Origin of the sequence: Chlorobium sp. N1, from assembly GCF_004332115.1 — a bacterium.
Classification (GTDB): domain Bacteria; phylum Bacteroidota; class Chlorobiia; order Chlorobiales; family Chlorobiaceae; genus Chlorobium.
Window position 1 is genome coordinate 117,828 of the sequence record NZ_SJPA01000005.1, and the last position, 22,665, is coordinate 140,492.

General features: G+C 63.2%; 20 protein-coding genes and 3 riboswitches. Of the genes, 13 read left to right on the forward strand and 7 right to left on the reverse strand.

What is annotated here, in order from left to right:
• Positions 1–9 precede the first annotated feature (9 nt).
• The 6 genes from E0L29_RS07980 to E0L29_RS08005 form a co-directional block, all read right to left on the reverse strand.
• Positions 10–690, reverse strand: coding sequence for an anaerobic ribonucleoside-triphosphate reductase activating protein (locus tag E0L29_RS07980; RefSeq protein WP_131357380.1), 681 nt, complete (start codon positions 688–690; stop codon positions 10–12).
• The gene (locus tag E0L29_RS07985) at positions 687–2,843 is read right to left on the reverse strand and encodes a ribonucleoside triphosphate reductase (RefSeq protein WP_131357383.1); all 2,157 of its coding nucleotides are present in this window, start codon (positions 2,841–2,843) and stop codon (positions 687–689) included. Before E0L29_RS07985 ends, E0L29_RS07980 begins: the two co-directional genes overlap by 4 nt.
• Before the next feature lie 121 nt (positions 2,844–2,964).
• Positions 2,965–3,168: riboswitch (cobalamin riboswitch) on the reverse strand.
• 86 nt (positions 3,169–3,254) lie between these two features.
• A complete protein-coding gene (gene trpD / locus E0L29_RS07990) occupies positions 3,255–4,337 on the reverse strand; it encodes an anthranilate phosphoribosyltransferase (protein WP_131357386.1) in 1,083 nt (360 codons plus the stop codon).
• Positions 4,338–4,429: 92 nt separating this feature from the next.
• Positions 4,430–5,401, reverse strand: coding sequence for an alcohol dehydrogenase catalytic domain-containing protein (locus E0L29_RS07995; protein ID WP_131357389.1), 972 nt, complete (start codon positions 5,399–5,401; stop codon positions 4,430–4,432).
• A 145-nt stretch (positions 5,402–5,546) separates the two neighbouring features.
• Positions 5,547–5,755: riboswitch (cobalamin riboswitch) on the reverse strand.
• 49 nt (positions 5,756–5,804) lie between these two features.
• On the reverse strand, positions 5,805–6,116 hold the full coding sequence (locus E0L29_RS08000) for a hypothetical protein (protein WP_131357392.1): 312 nt from the start codon (positions 6,114–6,116) through the stop codon (positions 5,805–5,807).
• Positions 6,117–6,145: 29 nt separating this feature from the next.
• A riboswitch (cobalamin riboswitch) is annotated at positions 6,146–6,364 on the reverse strand.
• Between the two features lie 60 nt (positions 6,365–6,424).
• The gene (locus E0L29_RS08005; protein ID WP_347564595.1) at positions 6,425–8,098 is read right to left on the reverse strand and encodes a Na/Pi cotransporter family protein; all 1,674 of its coding nucleotides are present in this window, start codon (positions 8,096–8,098) and stop codon (positions 6,425–6,427) included.
• 162 nt (positions 8,099–8,260) lie between these two features.
• On the opposite strand from E0L29_RS08005, the gene E0L29_RS08010 reads away from it, so the two are divergent.
• The 13 genes from E0L29_RS08010 (at position 8,261) to E0L29_RS08070 (ending at position 20,992) form a co-directional block, all read left to right on the forward strand.
• Positions 8,261–9,157, forward strand: coding sequence for a cobalamin-binding protein (locus E0L29_RS08010; RefSeq protein ID WP_131357395.1), 897 nt, complete (start codon positions 8,261–8,263; stop codon positions 9,155–9,157).
• Between the two features lie 100 nt (positions 9,158–9,257).
• Positions 9,258–10,562, forward strand: a complete 1,305-nt coding sequence (locus E0L29_RS08015) for an MFS transporter (protein ID WP_131357398.1) — start codon at positions 9,258–9,260, stop codon at positions 10,560–10,562.
• 19 nt (positions 10,563–10,581) lie between these two features.
• Positions 10,582–11,640 carry a Gfo/Idh/MocA family oxidoreductase gene (locus E0L29_RS08020; RefSeq protein ID WP_131357401.1) on the forward strand — a complete coding sequence of 353 codons (1,059 nt, stop codon included), beginning with the start codon at positions 10,582–10,584 and terminating at the stop codon, positions 11,638–11,640.
• 5 nt (positions 11,641–11,645) lie between these two features.
• Positions 11,646–13,073: a CCA tRNA nucleotidyltransferase gene (locus E0L29_RS08025; RefSeq protein ID WP_131357404.1), complete on the forward strand. Its 1,428-nt coding sequence runs from the start codon at positions 11,646–11,648 to the stop codon at positions 13,071–13,073.
• A gap of 52 nt (positions 13,074–13,125) precedes the next feature.
• Positions 13,126–14,433 carry an adenylosuccinate lyase gene (gene purB, locus E0L29_RS08030; protein ID WP_131357407.1) on the forward strand — a complete coding sequence of 436 codons (1,308 nt, stop codon included), beginning with the start codon at positions 13,126–13,128 and terminating at the stop codon, positions 14,431–14,433.
• Between the two features lie 7 nt (positions 14,434–14,440).
• Positions 14,441–14,869: a SoxR reducing system RseC family protein gene (locus tag E0L29_RS08035; RefSeq protein WP_242664328.1), complete on the forward strand. Its 429-nt coding sequence runs from the start codon at positions 14,441–14,443 to the stop codon at positions 14,867–14,869.
• Positions 14,870–15,049: 180 nt separating this feature from the next.
• On the forward strand, positions 15,050–15,883 hold the full coding sequence (locus E0L29_RS08040; protein ID WP_131357410.1) for a Fe-S cluster domain-containing protein: 834 nt from the start codon (positions 15,050–15,052) through the stop codon (positions 15,881–15,883).
• The gene (gene rsxC, locus E0L29_RS08045) at positions 15,884–17,209 is read left to right on the forward strand and encodes an electron transport complex subunit RsxC (protein WP_131357413.1); all 1,326 of its coding nucleotides are present in this window, start codon (positions 15,884–15,886) and stop codon (positions 17,207–17,209) included. It abuts the gene before it with no gap.
• 21 nt (positions 17,210–17,230) lie between these two features.
• Positions 17,231–18,205 (forward strand): RnfABCDGE type electron transport complex subunit D, encoded by a 975-nt coding sequence (locus E0L29_RS08050; protein WP_131357416.1) that lies wholly within the window; start codon positions 17,231–17,233, stop codon positions 18,203–18,205.
• Positions 18,202–18,747 (forward strand): RnfABCDGE type electron transport complex subunit G, encoded by a 546-nt coding sequence (locus E0L29_RS08055; RefSeq protein ID WP_131357419.1) that lies wholly within the window; start codon positions 18,202–18,204, stop codon positions 18,745–18,747. Before E0L29_RS08050 ends, E0L29_RS08055 begins: the two co-directional genes overlap by 4 nt.
• Positions 18,744–19,346: an electron transport complex subunit E gene (locus tag E0L29_RS08060; RefSeq protein ID WP_131357422.1), complete on the forward strand. Its 603-nt coding sequence runs from the start codon at positions 18,744–18,746 to the stop codon at positions 19,344–19,346. The genes E0L29_RS08055 and E0L29_RS08060 overlap by 4 nt, the downstream gene beginning before the upstream one ends.
• Positions 19,347–19,349: 3 nt before the next feature.
• A complete protein-coding gene (gene rsxA, locus E0L29_RS08065; protein ID WP_131357425.1) occupies positions 19,350–19,925 on the forward strand; it encodes an electron transport complex subunit RsxA in 576 nt (191 codons plus the stop codon).
• Positions 19,925–20,992, forward strand: coding sequence for an FAD:protein FMN transferase (locus E0L29_RS08070; RefSeq protein WP_131357427.1), 1,068 nt, complete (start codon positions 19,925–19,927; stop codon positions 20,990–20,992). Before rsxA ends, E0L29_RS08070 begins: the two co-directional genes overlap by 1 nt.
• Here the strand turns inward: E0L29_RS08070 and pgi are convergent.
• Positions 20,972–22,660, reverse strand: a complete 1,689-nt coding sequence (gene pgi / locus E0L29_RS08075; RefSeq protein ID WP_131357540.1) for a glucose-6-phosphate isomerase — start codon at positions 22,658–22,660, stop codon at positions 20,972–20,974. The genes E0L29_RS08070 and pgi overlap by 21 nt on opposite strands.
• Positions 22,661–22,665 lie beyond the last annotated feature (5 nt).

The window sequence follows — 22,665 nt, forward strand, 5'->3', positions numbered from 1 at the left end:
AACGGGCTTTCATATCTCCGACAGGGCCGGCATTGCCGAATCGAAAGGCCCTGCCTCCAGTTCCCCCAGGGTCTTCCCCGCCCGGTACCGCTGCAACGTCAGCGCAGGACCGAACGTCTCCGTGAGCTCAACGACATCCTCCTTCGTATGCAGACCCTTCACCACTGTGCAGCGCAAACGGTGGCTGACGCCCGAGCGGCGCAGGAGCAACAGCGAATCCCGTATCCTGCCGAGGAGCTCCGGCGGGCAGTCGATTCCCGTCAGCCGGGAGTAGGCCTCCGGCTCGAGCGGCGCCTTGACGTCCATCGCCACTTCGTCGACGAGCCCCTCCCCGATGAGCCGCCCGAGCATCTCCGGGCGGCTCCCGTTGGTGTCGAGCTTCACCTTGAGCCCGAGCTTCTTCAGGGCGCGAAGGGCATCCGGGAGGGAGTCGTGTATGGTCGGCTCTCCGCCCGTCACCACCACCCCGCCGAGCAGATTGCGGTTCTGCGCGATGCGCTCAAGCGCCTCCTCGAAGGGAATCAGCGGAGGGGCCCCGAACTCCTTGGGAAGCACGAGCTCGGGGTTGTGGCAGAAGGGGCAGCGGAAGTTGCAGCCCGAAGTATAGACGACCGCCGCGACACGGCCGGGCCAGTCGACGAGGCTCTGCGGCAGGAACCCTCCCACCGGCAGCGACACAGGGCCGCTCACGAATCCGCCTCCACGCCCTTCGCGGCGGAGGCCATGCTGAAGAGCTTCCGGTCGGCGTATTCGCTCTGCTTTCCGCCGTTCCACTGCTCTACGGGCCTGAGGTAACCCACGATGCGCGTGTAGACGATGCAGCGCTGCTCGACGCCCGATGCGGCACACTCGGGACAGAACTCGTGCTCGCCCGAGCGGTAGCCGTGCGAAGGGCAGATGCTGAAGGTCGGCGAGAGCGTGATGTAGGGCAGGGTGAAGTTCGCCGTCACCGTCCGGACGAGCTGCTTGACCGACTCGGCGGGGATTTCGCTTTCACCGACGAAGGCGTGGAAGACCGTGCCTCCCGTGTAGCGCGACTGGAGGTCGTCCTGCAGGCGGAGCGCCTCGAAGAGGTCGTCGGTATGGCCGACGGGCAGCTGGGTCGAGTTGGTGTAGTAGGGCTCGGCTCCGCCCTCGACGGCCGCTTCGTTGGCCGTAATGAGATCCGGATGCAGCTTCTTGTCGATGCGGGCGAGGCGATAGGCCGTGCTCTCGGCCGGCGTGGCCTCGAGGTTGTAGATGTGGCCAGTCTCCTCCTGGAAGGCTTCGAGCTTCGAGCGCATGAAGTCCATCACCCTGAGGGCGAAAGCGCGGCCCTCCTCGTCGGCGATGGTGCAGCCGAGGAAGTTGAGGCAGCACTCGTTCATGCCGGTGATGCCGATCGTCGAGAAGTGGTTGTCCCAGTAGCGGCCGTTCTTCTCATAAAGATGGCGGAGGTAGAACTTCGAGTAGGGATAGAGCCCTTCGGCGGTGAGCCGCTCGATCACCTTGCGCTTGATCTCGAGGCTCTCCCTGGCAAGCTCCATCGTGTGCCCGAGCCGCTGGTAGAGCTCCTCCTCGCTGCGGGACTCGTAGCCGATGCGCGGCATGTTCATGGTGACCACGCCGACCGAACCGGTAAGCGGGTTCGAACCGAACAGCCCTCCCACCTTCTTCTGCAGCTCACGCTTGTCGAGCCGCAGCCGGCAGCACATGCTGCGCACGTCGTCGGGGCTCAGGGAGGAGTTGACGAAGTTGGAGAAGTAGGGGATGCCGTAGCGCGCGGCCATCTCCCAGATGCCAAGGTAGACCGGGTTGTCCCAGTCGAAGTCGGGAGTGATGTTATAGGTGGGGATCGGGAATGAGAAGACGGCGCCGCTCGCGTCTCCCGCGGTCATCACATCGGCGAAGGCGCGGTTGAAGAGGTCCATCTCCTGCTGGAACTCGCCGTAGCTCTCCTCCATCGCCTCGCCGCCGATCATGACCGGCATGTCGCGGTGGGTGGAGGGGACGGTGAGGTCGAGCGTCACGTTGGTGAACGGGGTCTGGAATCCAACTCTCGTCGGCACGTTCATGTTGAAGAAGAACTCCTGCAGGCACTGGCGCACCCCGTCGTAGTCGAGCTTGTCGTAGCGGATGAACGGGGCGAGCAGGGTGTCGAAGTTCGAGAATGCCTGGGCGCCGGCAGCCTCGCCCTGCATGGTGTAGAAGAAGTTGACGATCTGGCCGAGCGCCGAGCGGAGATGGCGCGTGGGCTTGCTCGCCGCATGGCCGGAGACGCCGGTGAAGCCGCTGCGGAGCAGATCCTCGAGGTCCCAGCCGACGCAGTAGACGCTGAGGAACCCGAGATCGTGCACATGCATCGTGCCGGAAGTGTGCGCCTCGCTGATCTCCGGCGGATAGATCCGGTTCAGCCAGTACTGGGAACTGACGATGGTGGAGATGTGCTGGTTGAGCCCCTGCAGCGACCAGCTCGAGTTGGCGCTCTCCTTGATCCTCCAGTCCTCGAGGTTCAGGTACTGGTCTACGAGATCGACGTTGCTGAAGATCTCCCTGGCGTCGCGGAGGGTGCGGTGCTGGTGGCGATAGATGATGTAGGCCTTGGCGGCTTCGAACTCCCCTGCCCTGAAGAGCGCCTTCTCGACCTGGTCCTGCACCCCTTCGACCGTCGGCTCGCTGTCGCCGGCAAGCTCGTGCAGACAGGCCAGGACGTCGCCCGAGAGTTTTTCGGCCTTCTGCCGGTCGGGCCTGCCGACGGCACGCAGCGAGCGGAAGATGGCGTAGGTGATTTTCTTCTGATCGAACGGGGCTTTCGTCCCGTCGCGTTTGATGATGGCGTTGAACGCCACGTCGATGTTTCCCATTGTTCCCGATGGTTTGGTGTTGTGGAATCGGGCGGATGGAAAACGATGCGGCAACGTCAGGACACCGTAGTGCCTGCTGGAGGAAGAAGACGCGCCGGACCATACGCCGTAGTCCGATCTACTATTGCGAATGCATCCTGGCAGGTCTCCTGACTTTGGCGGCCCATAACTCGCCGTGCCTTCCCACAGCTGTCCTGGCGGACAGCCGCAGTGGCACGCCGAACGTCTCGGCGAACCGCGCTACAGTTGCGGGTACAGTGTACGAATTGCGCGTACTTCCCTATTCTCCGGCTTTCATGCCGGCACCAGATGCATAAGAAAGAACAGAATCTCTTTTCTGGAGATAATGAATTTCCACGCAGAAACCAAGTGATTTCCATTCCCGCCCGGAAGGGAAATCACCCTTCCGGGTCAGACGCCCGCGAGGGCGCCTCGACCCTGGTACTGGCGCATGGCCTCGAATTTCTCGAGTGCCGCGCCCGTTTCGAGAGCCTCCCTCGCCATGTCGGCACCATGGCGGTAGGTCGAGGCAATGCCGGAGGCGTAGAGCGCTGCGGCCGCGTTCATGCTGAAGAAATCGGCCGGCGCACCGCCGAGCCGCCCTTCCAGGACATCCATGACCACCGCGGCGTTTTCGGCCGCGCTCGAGCGGCTTGCGATCGCCTCGAACGGCCGGGTTTTCAGCCCGAAATCCTCAGGGGTGACTTCATGCACGCTGATCGAGCCGTGACGCAGCTCGACCACCCGTGTCGGCCCTGAGAGCGAATATTCATCGATGCCGTATTCGGGATCATGCCCCCGGGCCGTGCCGTAGGGAGAGAGCGCCCTCTCCATGCCTATTTCAGCCAGGATTTCAACCATCTGCAGCGACACTTCCGGCGAATAGGCCCCGATGACCGCACAGTTGTTCCGGGAACAGGGGCGGGTGAGGGGCCCGAGGATATTGAACGCCGAGGTGAAGCGCATGCTTCGGATGAGCCGCGCCCAGCCCGATTTCAGGAAGGCCTCTCCCGGCAGGTAGCATATGCCGGCATGCTGCAGGCTCATGGCGGCCCGCTCCAGCGGGTGGTCGAGATCGATGCCCAGCGACTCGAAAATATCGGAAGCACCCGATACGCCGGTCACGAGCCGGGCCCCCTTTTTGGCGACCGGAAGACCGCACGCGGCCGCAATGAGGGCGGCAGGGCTGGAGCAGTTCAGCGTTTTCAGCCGGTCGGAACCGGTGCCGACGATGTCGCATACCGGGCCCTCGAGATCAACCTCGATTTTCGCCGTATCGTACCGGTCGAGCGCGTCCCAGGCGCCGGACAGCTCGGCACTCGTCGGGTTGCGCATCAGGTGGGCCGAGAGGAATGCCCCCTGCTGAAGCTCCGGCTGCAGGTCGAGGATCACCTGCCGGTAGGCTTCGCATGCCTCCTCACGCGTCATGGTATGGCCCGCGGCAATCGCCGTGACCAATCCTCCGAACTTCCGCAGTTCCTGTTCATTCTGCACAGCTGTTTCTCCCTTTTCTTTTGCACCGGAGCCCCAAACGCCGCTCCGGAATGGTTGCATAACGTTGATATCCACTCTCCGGCGGAGATGCCTCAGGCGACGACCAGCCGGAACCCTTTCCCTGCAAGCACCCTCTCCATTGCCGAAGGCACCTCGTCGAGCGCTATCGTGCGCTCTATCAGGAAGCGGAGGTCATCGCCGGACTTCGAGAGAAGCCGCAGCGCCTCCCGCATGTCCTCGGCGGTACATCCGTAAGAACCGACGAAGAGAAGTTCGCGATAGTGGAGTTCGTCGATGAGGCGGTGCATATCTCCGGCCGCGCCCCCGAGACCGCTGAACAGGCAGAACCTTCCGCCCGGCTTAAGCCGCCCGACACCAGCCATGAAGGCATCGGGCGATGAGGTTGCGTTGAGTGCGACGTCGACCTGCCCGGCATCCGCGCCGGAATGATCTTCTACCGAGATGCCCCGCCGCAGCCTTAACCCACGGCCCCGATGGAGCTTTTCTTTATCGGGATCGATCATCCCCACCCGGGCGCCACGCTCGGCACAGGCGAGCCCAAGCAGGTGCCCCAGGGTGCCGCCCCCATAGATCAGCACCCTTTCGCCCGAGGCGATGGCGGCCTGCCGGACGGCGTGCACCGCGCAGGCGAGCGGCTCGGCAAGCGCTGCCGTCGAAGCCGGGAGTCCGTCCGGAACAGCGACGAGGCTCGTGCGGGGAACCGCCATGAACCCGGCGAATCCGCCGTCGCGGTGGAACCCGGTTATGCGCATTTCCCTGCAGAGATTCTGCCTCCCCTGCCGGCAGGCGCTGCAGTTTCCGCAGGCCGTTCCCGGCCATACCGCGTAAAGCCGTCCAGGATCTTCCCGGAGAGACCCGACGACTTCATGGCCGAGGATACGGGGCAGCACCAGGTCCCGATGGCCACTAGCCCACATCTTCGCATCGGTCCTGCAGATGGCGGCAGCCGCAACCCGCATGAGCACTTCGCCCTCGCCCGGAACCGGTAGCGGACGATCGAGCAGAGAGAAGGATTTCACCCCATTGAGCACGAGCGCTTTCATTCCTGCTGGATTTTTCAGTTTCAGAAGCATGGATACCGTCCGTCCGAAATGCAAAAAGGACTTCGTCCCACCTTTTTTTGAAAGATGGGGCGAAGCCCTTTTCCATCGGGATTCTCCCAGGGATATCCTGTTGCGGACACCCCGATATGTAACGTACCCTCACAGCAGGTCTTCTGGCTCCCGGATCACTCCTCCCCTGCAGGCCTTCCCGCTCCGGTTTGCCGGAACAGTGACCATCCCCGAAGGGATCACGTGCAGGTTCAGTCCCCGGTTACAGCGGCGGGACCGCCACGGATTCGAACCGTGTTCCTGGATGCTGCGATATACACAGGCACTTCTGCAGTACAAGAGAGAGTGCCTCGAGGATTGAATATACGAGAACAGATGACGCCAGTCAATCCTTTCAGTTCAGCGACTGCGGATAGCCGTAGCCGAACGGATCCCAGAGGGGATCGGCCGGCCGATCCTGTCCGCCCGCGGCCATGCAGGCTTCCGGGCGCCGGTGCTGCAGGATGGCTCGCGCCATGCGCGGGCTCGTGAAGAGCCGCTGCCGGCTCGTACTGAACACGTCGACCGATCGAGGCGCAAGGAATTCGGCGGCCCTGAGTGCCGGGAAGAGTCGATGGAGTATGGAGATGAAAATCCGGGAAACGAAGGCTTTGAGGCCCGTTCGGGAGGCTGCGGCCCCTCCGGGGTGTACGGAGTTCTTCTTCATGACGGAATGGCTGCTTTAGCCCGAATCGTTCACGAGATGCACTCTGCGGCGGCTCTTCTGACTTTCCCGGGTTCCTGCGGCCTTCCCGTCCCCTTCGCGGTGGAACAGTGGCTGTGGAGCAGGAACCGCGTTCCCTCATAAAGAAGGGGTGGGATCACAGCAGCGGATACTGTCCCGGATTCTCACCGGGTTCCCTTTTAACCCGCCATTCATCATCAATGACGGGCACCGCAGGTTCTGAAAACCAGAATAAGAAAAAGAGGAGCCCGTCGCAAACCCCGTACCAAGAAAAATGCAGTAGTCCCGAATCACGCTCTCAATGAGGGCGCGATGAGGGCAAAACAGACTGCCTTGCAGTAGTGGTGGACCTGTTCGAGAACGTCGACGAGCTCCATGTGGAGGTCGTGCGTCCGCTCCGAGGCGGGGTTGCTCCGGACACGCTCGAGATGGGATGCCCCGGCCTGGCGTACCAGCCGGCGGAACTCCGGATCCCGGCCGATGAGATCGGCCGCCTCACGCCCGTCGAGGGTCTGGAGGATATCGGCGAGCCGGCGCGATTCGGAGCAGACGAACGCATGCAGCCGGAGCAGCTCCTCCCGGCCAACCGCGCTGAGCGCCGAAGCCGGACCCTCCTCCCTCCGCAAGAGTTTCCGGGAGAGCCCTTCGATCACGTCGCCGAGCGACTCGAGCTGCTTGACCACCTCCATCAGCAGGAACACCTCCTTCGACTGCGCCTCGGTGAGGGCGCTGCGGCTGAGCTTGACGAGGTAGACTGAAACCTGCTTCTCGAGGAAGTCCATCTTCTCTTCGCGCATCCTCATTCCGCCGACGACCGAGAGGTTCGGGAACACCTCGTCGCGTCCTCCGCCCTCCCCGGCGAACGGTTTCATGGCGGCGCAGACCATGCGTGAGGCGATGCGCGCCATGCGTACGATCTCGGAACGGGCGTAACTGAGGGCGACTGCTGGCGTCGAAAGCGCCGACTCCTCAAGGTACCAGACAGAGGGCTGCTGGCGGATCTCCATCGGGTCGTCGGGATAGAGCCGGTAGAGCAGGCGCTCGAAAAGCGGAAGCGCGGGCAGGAACAGCAGCGCCATGAAGACGTTGTAGATGGAGTGCGCGTTTGCGACCTGGCGGGAAAGGTCCCCGGAAGCCGTCACCAGGCGCACGAGCGAAGAGAACTGCGGGATGAAGAGCACGAAGATCGCGATGCCTGCGACATTGAAGAGCACCTGGGCGAGCGCCACCCTGCGGGCCGGCCGGAGCATCCCCGTGCCGGCCAGGACCGCCGTGATGCAGGTACCCATGTTGGCTCCGAGCAGGAGCGGGATAGCCGCCTCAAGCTCGATGGAGCCCTGCGATGCGAGCGTGATGACGATGCCGATGAAAGCGCCGCTGCTCTGCATGAGGGCAGTGAGCAGCAGGCCGGCCATGATGCCGGCGAGCGGATTGCGGAGCCATGAGAGGAGAGCGAGGAACGGGGCGAAGTGCTGGAGCGGGGCCACCGCCTGCGACATGAGGCCCAGGCCGAAAAAGAGAAGGCCGAAGCCGGAAATCGCCTCGCCGGCGACCCGCAGCGGCTCGCGCTTCGGGACGGTGTGGAGAAGGAACCCTGCCGTGAAGATCACGAGCGCATAGTCGTGCAGGCGGAAGGCGATCAGCTGCGCCATGGCGGTGGTTCCGATCTCCGCCCCGAGAATCACCGCCAGGGACTGGCTGAAGGTCATGAGGCGCGACTGCACGAGGCCGATGAGGGTGGCGATGATGGTGCTGCTGCTCTGCACCACCATTGTGGCCAAGGCGCCGGAAAGAAGGCCGGGCAGGGGCCGGTCGGCGATCCTCGATATCAGCGCCCGTACCCGCTCCCCCGAAGCCTTCTGGAGGCCCCGGCTGAGAAGGCGGATACCGAAAAGGAACAGCGCCAGCCCTCCGCTGAAGTAGACGGCAACGAATGAAAAAGAGATCTGCTCGTTCATAGGCATGGACGGTGGTGGGTTCCCTGCAGCAGGCCACTGCCTTGAAAGATAACGATGAATCGACGGAAAAAGTATCCGGCGTTATTGGCTTTGGCGGTTTGCGTGCGTACCTTTCTACTCTGTTTTTCCCCCAGGGTACCTCAAACCATCCACCCAAGCCTGCCCCATATGCGCCAGCACCGCTCCCTTATGGCAAGAATCGCCGCCGGCCCCATCCTGGGCCTCATGGCCGTCCTTCTGGCATGCTCCCCGCAACAGGGCGGCAGCGAAGCCCCTGCATCCGGCCGCCCCTCGATCGTCAGTCTCGCGCCGAGCGTGACGGAAATGCTCTTCGCCATCGGCGCCGGAGAGCAGGTCGTCGGACGCACGAGCGCCTGCGACTATCCGGAGGAGGCCGCACAGGTCCGGGTCACCGGAGCGTTCGGCCGGCCCTCCCTCGAAATGCTGGCCTCGATCCACCCCGACCTGGCCATCGACGTGGACCTCGCAGACGAGAAGATGGGAGAAAGGATCGAGTCGCTCGGCATCCGCCGCGAATCCCTCAGCTGCAAGACGCCCGAGGAGATCCCCGCCGCCCTGCGCCGCCTCGGAAAGCTTGCCGGCAGGGAGCGCAGGGCCGACAGCCTCGCCACGGCGATCGAAGAGGGCCTCGAGCGTTACCGGCGGATGGCCCGAAAGAAGCACACGCGCCCCGGCGTCTACCTCGAGATCTGGGACGATCCCTACTGGACGGGCGGAAAAGGCAGCTACACCTCCGCCCTCATCGAGTGCGCCGGAGGGCGCAACATCGGCGACGTCGTCGACAAGGAGTACTTCGAAATCTCCCAGGAGTGGGTGATCAGGCAGGACCCGGAGGTCATCGCCTGCATGTACATGGCCAGGGAGACCTCCGCAGCCTCAGACCTCATGAAGCGACCCGGATGGCAGCACCTTCGGGCGGTCAAGTCCGGAAGGGTCTACGACGGCTTCGACAACAGCCTCTTCCTCCGCCCGGGGCCGAGAGTCCTCGAAGGCGTCGCGGGCATGCACCGGCTCCTCTACCCGGAAGGGGACGGCGGGCGCTGATTTTAATGGGGGGTGCCGTATCGAATCGGCGTCAATTTTCGTATCTTTCGCCCTTCAGCCCTCCGCCGGGGCCTTCAGCTGAACAAAACGCGCCGCCTGCATGAAGAAGTCTCCCCTGTTCATCCTGCTCCTGACCGTCATGCTCGACCTGATCGGGTTCGGGATCGTACTGCCTCTTCTGCCGACCTATGCGAAGGACCTCGGGGCGAGCCCGTTCATGATCGGCTTCATCGCGGCGATCTTCTCCATCATGCAGTTCATCTTCTCCCCGCTCTGGGGAAAGCTGAGCGACCGTATCGGACGCCGTCCGGTCATGCTCATCAGCATCTTCATCACCGCGATCTCCTACCTGGTCTTCTCACAGGCGGGCACCATTGCGCTCCTCATCTTCTCGCGAGGCCTCTCGGGCATCGGCTCGGCCAACATCGCCGCAGCCCAGGCCTACATCACCGACGTGACCGACAGCAAGAGCCGTTCGGGCGCCATGGGCATGATCGGCGCGGCTTTCGGCATCGGCTTCATCATCGGTCCGCTGATCGGCGGCCTGCTCAAGCACACCTTCGACGAAAGCGGCGTCTTCCTCGGCTACCAGGTCACCGGCATCGGGATGGTCGGATACGTTTCGGCCGCCCTCATCGCGATCGACTTCCTGCTCGCGCTCTTCCTGCTGCCCGAGTCCAACAAGAATGCCGTCAAGCTCAAGCTCTTCAGGCCGAAGTCCCCGAATGGCGCAAAGCAGGCCGCTCCGACGCTGCAGGAGAAGGCAAGGGAGTACGTCGACGGCCTGAAACTCGCATTCAGCTCCCGACCGCTGGCCATGCTGATGGTGGCCAACTACCTCTTCACCTTCGCCATCGTCAACATGCAGGTGGCCTCGATCCTGCTCTGGAAGGAGTACTTCATGGCGACCGACCAGGGCATCGGCTACATCTTCGCCTACGTCGGACTCTTCTCCGTCATCGTCCAGGGCGGGCTCATCCGCCAGCTCATCAGGAAGCTCGGCGAGCACAAGCTCTTCCTCTGGGGCCACGTCTTCACCTTCATCGGGGTCTTTTTCGTCCCCTTCGCACCGAAGGACTCCCTTTTCACCGTCGGCCTGTTGATCCTGTTCTTCTTTGCCGTCGGAACGAGCCTCGTCGCGCCGATCAACCTCTCCATGATCTCCCTCTACAGCTACAAGCAGCAGCAGGGCCAGATACTCGGTATCTCCCAGTCGGTGAACTCCTTCGCCCGCATCATGGGACCCTTCAGCGGCAGCATCCTGTACGGCATGGACTTCCATGCCCCCTACATCGTCGCCGGCGTACTGACGATCGCCGGCACGCTTATCGCACTTGACCTATTCAAGTACCGGATCGAGGCGCTCGACACCGAAGAGGTGGCCCCCGAGTCCGGTGCGGCCTGAACGAACAGAGGAGAACGACATGAAAATCGGAGTCATCGGCGTCGGCAAGCTCGGCGAATTCCACACGAAACTGCTGGCTGAAATAGCCCGGGAACAGCCGGCAGTCACCTGCGCCGGCGTCTTCGACCTCGATGCGGCAAGGGCCGCAGAGATTGCCGCCCGATACGGGGTCGGCCACTTCGACTCGATCGACGCGCTTGCGGAAGCCTGCGACGCCGCCGTCATCGCGACGACGACGAGCTCCCACTTCGCAATCGCCCGGGACCTGCTCCGGAAAGGCCTGCACCTGTTCATCGAAAAGCCCATCACCACCACGGTCGAAGAGGCCGACGAGCTCATCGGGCTCGAGAAGGAGCACGGGGTGACGATCCAGGTCGGCCATATCGAGCGATTCAACCCCGCGCTGCGCGCCGTCGAAGCCCACATCGGCCGGCCCATGTATATCCAGGCCGAACGACTGAGCGGGTTCTCGCGCCGCGTCACCGACGTCTCGGTGGTCCTCGACCTCATGATCCACGACATCGACCTCGTCCTCTCGCTCATCGACTCCGACATCCGCCGCATCTCGGCCTCGGGCGTGCGTGTCTTCTCCAACGAACTCGACATGGCCACCGCCCGCATCGACTTCATGAACGGAGCGACGGCCAACGTCACCGCAAGCCGGCTCAGCCGGAGCCGCAGCCGCAAGCTGCGCTTCTTCGGTACCAACCCGAAAAGCTACGCCTCGCTCGACCTGACGACCGGCAAATCCGAAGTCTTCCGCCTGGTCAGGCCCGAGGAGGCATCCACGAAAAACCCGATCAAAAGCTTCGCCGCAAAGAAAATCCTCGAATCGTTCGGAGAGATCCAGGAGTCGATGCAGGGGCTCGTGCTCGACTACATCCACCCCGACCCTCCGAAGGTCAACGCCCTGAAAGACGAGCTCCTGCACTTCATCGCCGCCGCCCGGGGGGAAGAGACGGTGAGCGTCAGCTCGCTCGACGGCCGGCGGGCCATCATGGTCGCCGCGCGCATCGCAGAAGAGATCCGGGCAAGCACCGAGGCACTTCGCAAAGCCGAGGGAGGACTGGAGGACTGAAGGAGATGACGAGCGCGGTACCCGAAATACTTTTCCGGATCGGCGACATCGCCGACCGTAGCGGCATCGGCTGCTACCTGGTCGGAGGATACGTCCGCGACATGCTGATGCAGCGGGAGTGCACCGACATCGACATCATGGTGATCGGCGATCCCGTCCCGTTCGCCAAAACCATCCAGAAAGAGCTCCGGGGAAGGCACTTCGTGCTTTTCGAGCGGTTCCGCACCGCACAGCTCGAGCTCGACGGTCCCGACAAAATGCCCTTCAAGCTCGAACTCGTCGGCGCCCGCAAGGAGTCCTACAACCCCGAATCGCGCAAGCCCATCACCCTGACCGGCACGCTCGAAGACGACCTCTCGAGGCGCGACTTCACCATCAACGCCCTCGCGCTCGTGCTCAACCGCGAAGGACGCGGCACCATCATCGACCAGCACGGCGGACTTTTGGACCTCGAGAAAAAAATCCTGCGCACGCCGCTCGACCCCCTGCAGACCTACTCCGACGATCCGCTGCGCATGATGCGCACGGCGCGCTTCGCCGCCCAGCTCGACTTTACTCCCGTCGAAGAGGCGACCCGGGCCATGCAGGCCATGCACGAAAGGATCGGGATCGTCTCGAAAGAGAGGATCAGTCACGAGTTCCTCAAAATCATGCAGGCCCCGCGCCCCTCCGTCGGGCTCATCCTCCTGCACGAAACCGGAGTCCTCGGCGAGATCCTGCCGGAATCGCGGGAGATGGCCGGCATCGAACAGGTCGACGGGCTCGGACACAAGGATACCCTCTACCACACCTTCCAGGTGGTCGACAACGTCGCCCGGGTCACCGGGAACCTGTGGCTGCGCATCGCCGCACTCCTGCACGACGTCGCCAAGCCGCAGACGAAACGCTTCACGAAGAAGGCCGGATGGACCTTCCACGGCCACGACGCCGTGGGAGTCCGCACTGCCGCCAGGATCTTCCGCCAGATGCGCTGGCCGCAGGAGCGGCTCACCTACGTGCAGAAGATGATCCGCATGCACCACCGCCCCATCCCCCTCTCGAAGAGCGAGATCACCGATTCGGCCGTTCGGCGGCTCATGTTCGACGCGGGCGAGGACCTGCAGGACCTGATGACGCTCTGCCGGGCCGACGTGACGAGCAAGAACCCGAAGAAGGTAGAGCGCATCATGCGGAACTTCACGAACGTCGAGAGGAAGATCGAGGAGGTCGGAGAAAAGGACCTGCTCGCCAAGTGGCGCCCCCCGATCGACGGTCTCGAGATCATGCAGGAGCTCGGCCTCCCGGAGGGCCGAACGGTCGGCATGATCAAAAAGGAGATGGAGAACGCCGTCGTCGAGGGCACGATCCCCTACGAACGCGAAGCGGCGCTTGAGTTCGTCAGGGAGGCCTACCGCCGCATGAAGGGGGGAACCGGCCCCGACGGGGGGAAATGAGCCCCGACTTGCTTATATTGCACCTTTTCCTGAACATCAAAACAGCACACCCTTGATACCTCGTTACTCCCCCAAGGACATGTCGGCGATCTGGACGGACGAAGCAAAGTTCCAGCGCTGGCTCCAGCTCGAGATCGCAGCCGTAGAAGCCCGCATGGAAGCCGGCATCGTGCCGGCCGAAGCGCTTGAGACCATCAAGAAGAAAGCCGCCTTCAAGGTCGAAGAGATCCTTGAGATAGAAAAAGAGACCAAGCACGACGTCATCGCCTTCCTCACCAACGTCGCCGGCTACGTCGGCCCCGACTCCCGCTACGTGCACGAAGGGCTGACCTCCTCCGACGTCGTCGACACCTGCCTGGCCATGCAGATGCGCGACGCCGGCGCGATCCTCGTCCGGGACATGGAGCGGCTCATCGAAGTGATGGCAAAACGGGCCGTCGAGTTCAAGTATACCGTCGAAATGGGCCGCACCCACGGCATCCATGCCGAACCGACCACCTTCGGCCTCAAGCTCCTGCTCTGGCACGAGGAGATGAAACGCAACCTCGAACGCATGAAACGGGCGGTCGCCGCCGTCTCGGTCGGCAAGATCTCCGGAGCGGTCGGCACCTACCAGCACCTTCCCCCCACGATCGAAGCCGCCGTCTGCCGCAAGCTCGGCCTCGAGCCCTCGTCCATTTCGACCCAGATCCTCCAGCGCGACCGCCACGCCGAGTTCGCCACGGCCATGGCCATCGCAGCCTCGTCGATCGAGAAGTTCTCCGTCGAGCTCCGCCACCTGCAGCGCACCGAGGTCCGCGAGGCCGAGGAGTTCTTCAGCAAGGGGCAGAAGGGCAGCTCCGCCATGCCGCACAAGCGCAACCCCATCACCTTCGAGCGCCTCACGGGCCTGGCCCGCGTGGTCCGCTCGAACTCCGTCGCCGCCATGGAGAACGTCGCCCTCTGGCACGAGCGCGACATCTCCCACTCCTCGGTCGAGCGCATCATCATGCCGGATTCGACCATCGCGCTCTGCTATATGCTCCGCACCTTCAGTGATTCGCTCGAGACCCTCCTCGTCTATCCCGAGCGCATGGAGGAGAACTTCAACACCTCCTACGGGCTGACCACCTCCCAGACGCTCCTGCTCGCCCTCACCGCCAAAGGGCTCACCCGCGAGGAGGCCTACCGGCTCGTGCAGCGCAACGCCATGGAGAGCTGGTCGACGAAGACACACCTGCGCGAGCTGGTCCTCAGGGACGAGGAACTGCTCCGCCACATCAGCGCCGACGAGGTCCGCGAGCTCTTCAGCATCGAGAACATTCTCAAGAAGCTGAAAAGCAGCGTCGACGTCATCTTCAGCCGCAACGGACTCGGCTGAGCGGGATATGGCGTTGTACGCAAAGGTCCACGGGCTGAAGGGCAGGCTTGCCGAGATCACCGTCGTCTGCGAGGACGAGGCCAGGAAGGGGCCGCACTGCGGATTCTGCAGCGCGGCCGGAGGCGGTGCGTCCGGAACGAAGCAGGAGACGATCCTGGCGCGCAACGACGCCCGGGCGCCGAAAGGGAGCATCGTCGAGATCGAAATCGACCCGCATGCAGAACTCAAGGCGGCCCTCATCCTCTTCGTCATCCCTCTGGCGACATTCATTGCCTCGCTCGTCGCCGCCGCCGGCTTCGAGCTGCCGCTCCTGCAGTCGGCCGCCGCGGGAGGCGGCGTCCTGGTCCTCACGCTGCTGCTGCTGAAAGTCCTGCTCAGGGACAAAACCTACCACCGCATCGTTCGGGTGGTGCCAAGGCCCCCGAGAGAGGGCTGACAAACGGCATTCTCCCGCCCGGCACTTTTATTTAAGGGGGAAATGCCGTACCTTATAGATCTGTATTTTTAATACCCGCACACGTGTTGCGGCCTGAAGAGGAATACCCCCGCAACGGGCCGCGAGTACCGGATGATGTATCAACCGGCATAGCAGTATGCCGCCTTATAAGAGAAGCCAATGCTGAACGAATCCTTCATAGCCGCCGTCACGAGCCTCGGCACCCTTGCCCTCCTGCTCGGCGTCATCATCTATTTCGTCTCCAAGAAGTTCTATGTCGCCGAAGATCCGATGGTCTCGATCATCAACGGGATTCTTCCGGGCGTCAACTGCGGCGCCTGCGCCTACCCGAGCTGCAACCAGTTCGCCGAAGAGCTGGTCCGCACGAAGGACACCTCCATGACCTGCCCGGTCGGAGGAAGCGAACTTGCAGCCAAGCTCGGTGACGCCCTCGGCATCGAGATGGCCGAACCCAAACCGGTCGTCTGCGCCGTCCTCTGCCAGGGAACCCACGACATCGCCCGCCCGTCGGCCGAGTACGTCGGCATCCAGGACTGCTGGGCGGCCACCCAGGCTTACGCGGGCCCCAAGCAGTGCCGCCACTCCTGTATCGGGCTCGGTTCCTGCATCGCCTGGTGCGACTTCAACGCCATGCGCATCGAAGACGGGCTCATCGTCATCGACGAAGAGCTCTGCACCGGATGCGCAGCCTGCATCCCGGCCTGCCCCACCGGCGTGCTCGTCATGCAGGAGAAGAAGGCGGAGCGGATTTTCGTCGCCTGCAACTCGCACGACCGGGGCGCCGACACCAAGCGCGCCTGCGACGCCGGCTGCATCGCCTGCCAGAAGTGCGTGAAGGTGTGCCCGGAGAACGCGATCGTCATCGAGAACTTCGTGGCCAAGATCGACCAGGAGAAATGCACCTCGTGCGGCAAATGCATCGAGGTCTGCCCGACGAAGGTCAACTGCATCGTCCGGCACAACGACACCCTGAAAACCAAACAAGCCTCATAGATGAAGACATTCACGGTTGGAGGCATCCACCCTCCCGAATACAAGCTCACCGCATCGAAGGCGATCGAAACGATGCCGCTGCCCGCAGAGGTGGCCATATCGATGAGCCAGCATCTCGGAAAGCCCGCCAAGCCTCTCGTCAAGGTCGGCGACGAGGTCAAGAAAGGCCAGCTGATCGGCCAGGCCGACGGGTTCATCTCGGCCAACGTGCACGCCTCGACGAGCGGCAAGGTCAAGGCGGTCAAGAACGCCCCGCACCCGGGTGGCAACTATTCGATGACGGTCGTCATCACCACCGACGGCAGGGACGAGTGGATAGAGGGCTGCAACACGCCGGCCGAAGACTGGAAGGCGCTGTCGAAGGAGGAGATCCTCAGGCGGATCAAGGAGGCCGGCATCGTCGGCATGGGTGGCGCCGGGTTCCCGACCTCGGTGAAGCTTTCCCCCCCCAAGGACAAGACGATCGACACCATCATCCTCAACGGCGCGGAGTGCGAGCCGTTCCTGACCGCCGACCACCGGCTCATGCTCGAGTCGGCCGGGGGCATCGTCGAAGGCCTTGCAATCATCGCCTCCCTCTTCGAGGGCAAGGCAAAGTCCTACATCGGCATCGAATCCAACAAGCCCGATGCCGTGAGTGCGCTCGAAGCCGCCTCGAAAGGCAGGGGCATCGAGATCGTCACGCTCGAGACCAAGTATCCGCAGGGCGCCGAAAAGCAGCTCATCAACGCCATCACCGGCCGCACCATCGAGGAGGGCCAGCTCCCCTTCGACAAAGGCTGCCTCGTGCAGAACGTCGGCACCGCGCTTGCGGTCTATGAAGCCGTCACCATGCAGAAGCCGCTCGTCGATCGCATCGTGACAGTATCGGGCATGGAGGTTAAAACCGCCAAGAACATCAGGGCGATCATCGGCACCCGCTTCAGCGACATCGCCCTGTTCGCCGGCAGCATGACGGAGAAGACCAACCAGGTCATCACCGGCGGACCGATGATGGGACGCTCGCAGTTCACGCTCGAGGTACCCGTCACCAAGACCACCTCCGGCATCCTCTTCATCAACAACACCCTGCTCGCCTCCTCGCGGGAGCGCACCTGCATCCGCTGCGGCAAGTGCATCAGCGGCTGCCCCCAGGGGCTCGAGCCCTGGCTTCTGGCGACCGAAGCCGAGTTCCGCCGCCTGGAGGACGCCGAAACCTACGGCCTGGCCAACTGCACCGAGTGCGGCAGCTGCTCCTACCAGTGCCCGTCGGGCCGCGAGCTCGTCCACTGGATCAAGTACGCAAAGGCGCTCCTGAACAACCGCCGTCAACGCAAAACCGCTTAACCGCCCCCTAGACAAGCCACAATGGAACCATTGAAACTCAAAGTATCCTACGCGCCCTTCGTGCGCTCCAAGGACTCGATAGAATCGGTGATGTACAACGTCGCCCTGGCGCTCCTGCCGGCGACCGTCCTCTCCGTCTACTATTTCGGCATCCCCGCGCTGCTCGTGACCCTGACGGCCATCGCATCGTCGATCGCCTTCGAGTGGATGACCGACCGGATCCGGAAGAAGCCCGACTCCTGCTTCGACGGCAGCGCCGTCGTGACCGGCCTCCTGCTCGCCCTGAACGTCCCCTCGGGCCTGCCCCTCTGGATGGTCGTCATCGGCTCGTTCGTGGCCATCGTCGTCACCAAGCACCTCTTCGGAGGCCTCGGCTTCAACATCTTCAACCCTGCGCTCGTCGCCAGGGTGTTCCTGCTCATCTCCTTCCCGGTCGCCATGACGAGCTGGCCCGTACCGCTCTCCGTCGACATGCAGACGGCCGCCTCGCCGCTCGGCATCCTGAAGACCGACGGGATCGCAGCACTTCAGGGGTTCAGCTACATGGACGCGCTGCTCGGCCGTACCGGCGGAAGCCTCGGTGAGACATCGGCTGCAGCGCTGCTCCTCGGCGCCGCATGGCTCTTCTACAAGCGCTACATCACGCTGACCATTCCGCTTACCTTCATCGGCTCCACGCTTGCCCTCGTCGGCATCGCATGGGCGATCGATCCGGCAAACTATGCCGACCCGATCTTCCATCTTCTCACCGGGGGCCTGATTCTCGGAGCATTCTTCATGGCCACAGACATGGTCACAAGTCCCCTCTCCCTCCGCGGCCAGATCCTCTTCGGCGTCGGCGGCGGACTTCTGACCGCCGTCATCAGGCTCTGGGGCGGCTATCCCGAAGGCGTCTCCTTCGCGATCCTGATCATGAACTCGCTGGTTCCGCTGCTCGACAGCTGGGATCTGAACGACATCAAGGCCAAGAAACAACAGTCCCCGAAAACAGCATGAGACCTGTCATCATCCTTACCATCATAGGCCTTCTGAGCGCCGCGCTCCTGGCCACCATGGACGACTTCACGCGCGAGCCGATCGCCAAAGCGAAAGAAGAAATGGAGCGGAAGGCCATCGAGCAGATCTTTCCGTTCCAGATCGACAGCCTGGCAACCGTGCCGGCTGAAGGCACCGCCTTCTTCGAAGCCTACGACGCCGAAGGCGCGCTGCGCGGCCTGGCGGTGAAGTGTTCCACAGAGAAGGGCTACAGCGGACACATCGAGGTGCTGCTCGGAGTCACCCCGGAACATACCATCATCGACTACAAGGTCCTTGCCCACATGGAAACGCCCGGACTCGGCGACAAGATCGACAAGCCGAAGTTCAAGCAGCAGTTCAGCGGCAAGACCCTCGAGGGCTACGACTGGAGGGTGAAGAAGGACGGAGGCTGGGTCGACCAGCTCACCGCTGCGACCATATCCTCGCGGGCCATCACCGACGCCGTCCACTCGGGACTCGAACTGATCAACAAGCAATATCCTAACCCTGCTGCCAAATGAATGAAGCGCTCAACATACTGACCAGGGGCTTCGTCAGGGAAAACCCCGTGACGAAGATGCTCCTCGGCCTCTGCCCCGTCCTGGCCGTCACGACGACCGCCATCAACGGACTCGGCATGGGCCTGGCGACCACCTTCGTGCTGCTCGGCTCGAACGTCGTCATCTCCCTTACCTCGAAGATGATCCCGGACACGGTACGCATCCCGTCGTTCGTCCTCATCATCGCGACCTTCGTCACGATCGTCGACATGCTCATCAAGGCGTTCTCGCCCGAGCTCAACCAGGCGCTCGGCATCTTCATCCCCTTGATCGTCGTCAACTGCATGATACTCGGCCGCGCCGAAGCCTTCGCCAGCCGCTCCGGAGTCTGGTATTCGGTCATCGACGCCATCGGCATGGGCATCGGCTTCACGCTCGCCCTCCTGCTCCTCTCGGCCATCCGCGAGGTCCTCGGAGCCGGCACCATCTTCAACATCCCGGTCGTCGGCGAGGACGCCTCGACCGTGCTCGTCTTCGCGCTGCCTCCGGGCGCCTTCGCAGGCCTCGGCGCCATCATCGCCCTGAACAATGCGCTCGAAAAGAAAAAGGGAGGAAAATAACCCATGGGAGAATACCTGCTCGTCATCGTCAGCGCAATCTTCGTCAACAACGTCGTCTTTGCGCGCTTCCTCGGCATCTGCCCCTACCTCGGCGTCTCCAAGAAGCTCGATACGGCCATCGGCATGGGCCTGGCCGTGACCTTCGTCATGACGCTTGCCACGGCCATCACCTACGTACTCTACTTCGGCGTACTGGTCCCGTTCAAGATCCAGTTCCTGCAGACCGTGATGTACATCCTGGTCATCGCCTCGCTCGTACAGCTCGTCGAGATCGTCCTGAAAAAGGTATCCAAGCCGCTCTACAGCGCGCTCGGCATCTACCTTCCGCTCATCACCACCAACTGCGCCATCCTCGGCGTGGCGCTTCTTGCAATCCAGGAGGAGTACTCCTTCGTCATGTCGGTGGTCTTCTCCTTCTTCTCGGCCATCGGCTTCATCCTGGCCATCGTCATCTTCGCCGGCATGCGCGAAAAGCTCGAGGACGCCGACATCCCGGCCCCCTTCCGCAACGTCCCCATCGCCTTCATCGGTGCGGCGATCCTCTCGCTCGCATTCATGGGGTTCTCCGGCCTCGTCTGATGACCTCGGCGCGAAACCGGCCGGCCGCCTCCGCCCCACAGCGGAGGCGGTGCTGTTTTCGGGCCCCGGCACTCTTCCTTCTTCTCGCCCCCCTGCTCCTGCTGCTCTCCTGCTCGAATCCCGATAGCGGAGCGAAGATCTACGAACAGGAGAAAGTGCTCATGGGCACCGTGTTCTCCTTCAAGGCCGAAACCGATGGGATGAACGAAGACGAGGTGCGCGAAGCATTCGCCAGCGGGTTCCGCCGCATCGCAGAACTCGAATCCGAGATGAGCGAGTGGATTGCGCAAAGCCCGGTCAGCCGGGCAGCAGAAAACGCCGGCTCGGCTCCCGTCACGATATCCAGAGACCTCGCCCGCGTGAGCGCACTCTCGCTGGCCATCTCAGACAGCACCGACGGACTTTTCGACTCCACCTTCCTCCCGCTCGGCAGGCTCTGGGACATCAAGCACCGCAAGGCCCCGCCGCCCCCCGACAGCATCGCCATGGCCCTCCGCCATGTCGACTACCGGCACGTACGGCTCGATACGGCGCACAGGACCCTCTTTCTTGAGCGCAAGGGAATGAAGATCGGGTTCGGCGGGATCGCGAAAGGCTATGCGGCACGCGAAGCCGGGCGAATCCTTGAGAAGGCGGGAATCGGGAACTACATCATCAACGCCGGCGGGGACCTCTGGGTACACGGCAGGAAAAGAACCGGAGAGTGGACCTCGGGCATACAGGATCCCGACCGGAAGGACGCACCTCCCATCCTGCGCTTCCGCATCAAACGCAACTGCGCCGTCGCCACAAGCGGCGGGTACGAAAACTTCTTCACCTGGAAGGGCCGGAGATACCACCACATCCTGGACCTCAGGACCGGCCGTCCCGCCCGCGGGATGAAGAGCGCTACCGTCTTCGCCCTCGATCCGGCGCACGCGGACGCCTATGCGACCGCGTTCTTCGTCATGGAACCAAACGCCGCCCTCGAAAGGGTACGGCGTGACACCTCGATCGCCTTCGTCCTCGTCGACAGCGCGGGAACCCTCTACCGGAGCCCCAACCTCTCAGGCTTCATCGAAGAATGAGATCTGCCGGCCGGAGAGGCCGGCATGCCCTTCGCGCCAGCTGCGGTAGGTGTTGATGAGCGCATTGGTCGAACTGTCGTGGGCCGCGCACTCCTCACCCGCCTGCAGCTCCGGCAGGATGGCCTTCGCCAGCTGTTTGCCGAGCTCCACCCCCCACTGGTCGAAAGAGTTGATCTGCCATACCACCCCCTGGACGAACACCTTGTGCTCATACATGGCGATGAGGCTGCCGAGATGGAAGGGGTTGATCTCGTCGAACAGCAGCGTGTTGGTCGGACGGTTCCCCGGAAAAACCTTGTGCGGCGTGAGCTCTCGCAGCCGCTCTTCGTCGGCACCCGCCTCGCGCAGCTCTTCGCCAGCCTCGGCCGCGGTCTTGCCGCGCATGAGGGCCTCGGTCTGGGCGAAGCAGTTGGCTACGAGGATGTCGTGATGCTCCCCTCTCGGGTTCTGGGTCTTCAGCGGCACGATGAAGTCGGCCGGGATGAATCCGCTGCCTTGGTGCAGGAGCTGGAAGAATGCGTGCTGCGAGTTGGTGCCCGGCTCGCCCCAGATGACCGGACCGGTGGGGTACTCCACCGTCCGGCCGAGCCGGTCGATGCGCTTGCCGTTGCTCTCCATATCGAGCTGCTGGAGGTATGCCGGCAGCCGGTGCAGGTACTGGTCGTAGGGAATGACGGCGTGGGACGGCACTTCGAAGAAGTTGGCGTACCAGATGCCGAGCAGGGCGAGGATGACGGGAATGTTTTCTTCGAGCGGAGCTTCCTGGAAGTGCTCATCCATGGCCCGCGCTCCGCGAAGGAGCTCCATGAACCCCTCGAATCCGAGATAGAGTGCGATGGAGAGCCCGATGGCGGACCAGAGCGAATAACGGCCGCCGACCCAGTCCCAGAACCGGAACATGTTGTCGGGATCGATGCCGAACTCGACGACCTTTTGGCGGTTGGTCGAAACGGCGACGAAGTGCCGGGCGATGTAGGACGGCTCGAGCGCCCGACTGAGGAACCACTCCCTGGCCGTCATGGCGTTGGTGAGAGTCTCCTGCGTGGTGAAGGTCTTCGAGGCGATGACGAAGAGAGTGGTTTCGGGATCGAGACGGCGCAGCACCTCGCTCACATGCGTTCCGTCGATGTTGGAGACGAAGTGCACGGCGATGGATCCGTGGGCGAACGGCCGCAGGGCCTCGGTCACCATGCACGGGCCGAGATCCGATCCCCCGATGCCGATATTGACGACGTCGGTGATGCGCTTGCCGGTGTAGCCTTTCCATTCGCCGCCGACCACGCGGTCGGTGAACGCCTTCATCTGCTCGAGCACCGAAGCGACCTCGGAGGGCACATCGACGCCGTCGACCTCGAGCCGATAGCCGGCAGGTCGGCGCAGCGCAGTGTGCAGGACCGCACGATCCTCCGTGAAATTGATCTTTTCCCCGCCGAACATCCTCTCGCGAGCCTCAACCACCTTCGCCTGCCGGGCCAGCTCCATCAGAAGCTCCATGGTCTTCGGGGTGATGCGGTTCTTCGAGTAGTCGAGGAGCAGGCCGTTCCAGCAGAGCGAGAAACGATCGAAACGCCCCGGATCGGAAGTGAACATCTCGCGCATATGGAGACGTTCCATCTCCTGGCGGTGTGATACAAGTGCGCTCCACGCCGCGCTTCTCGAAAGATCCATCATGA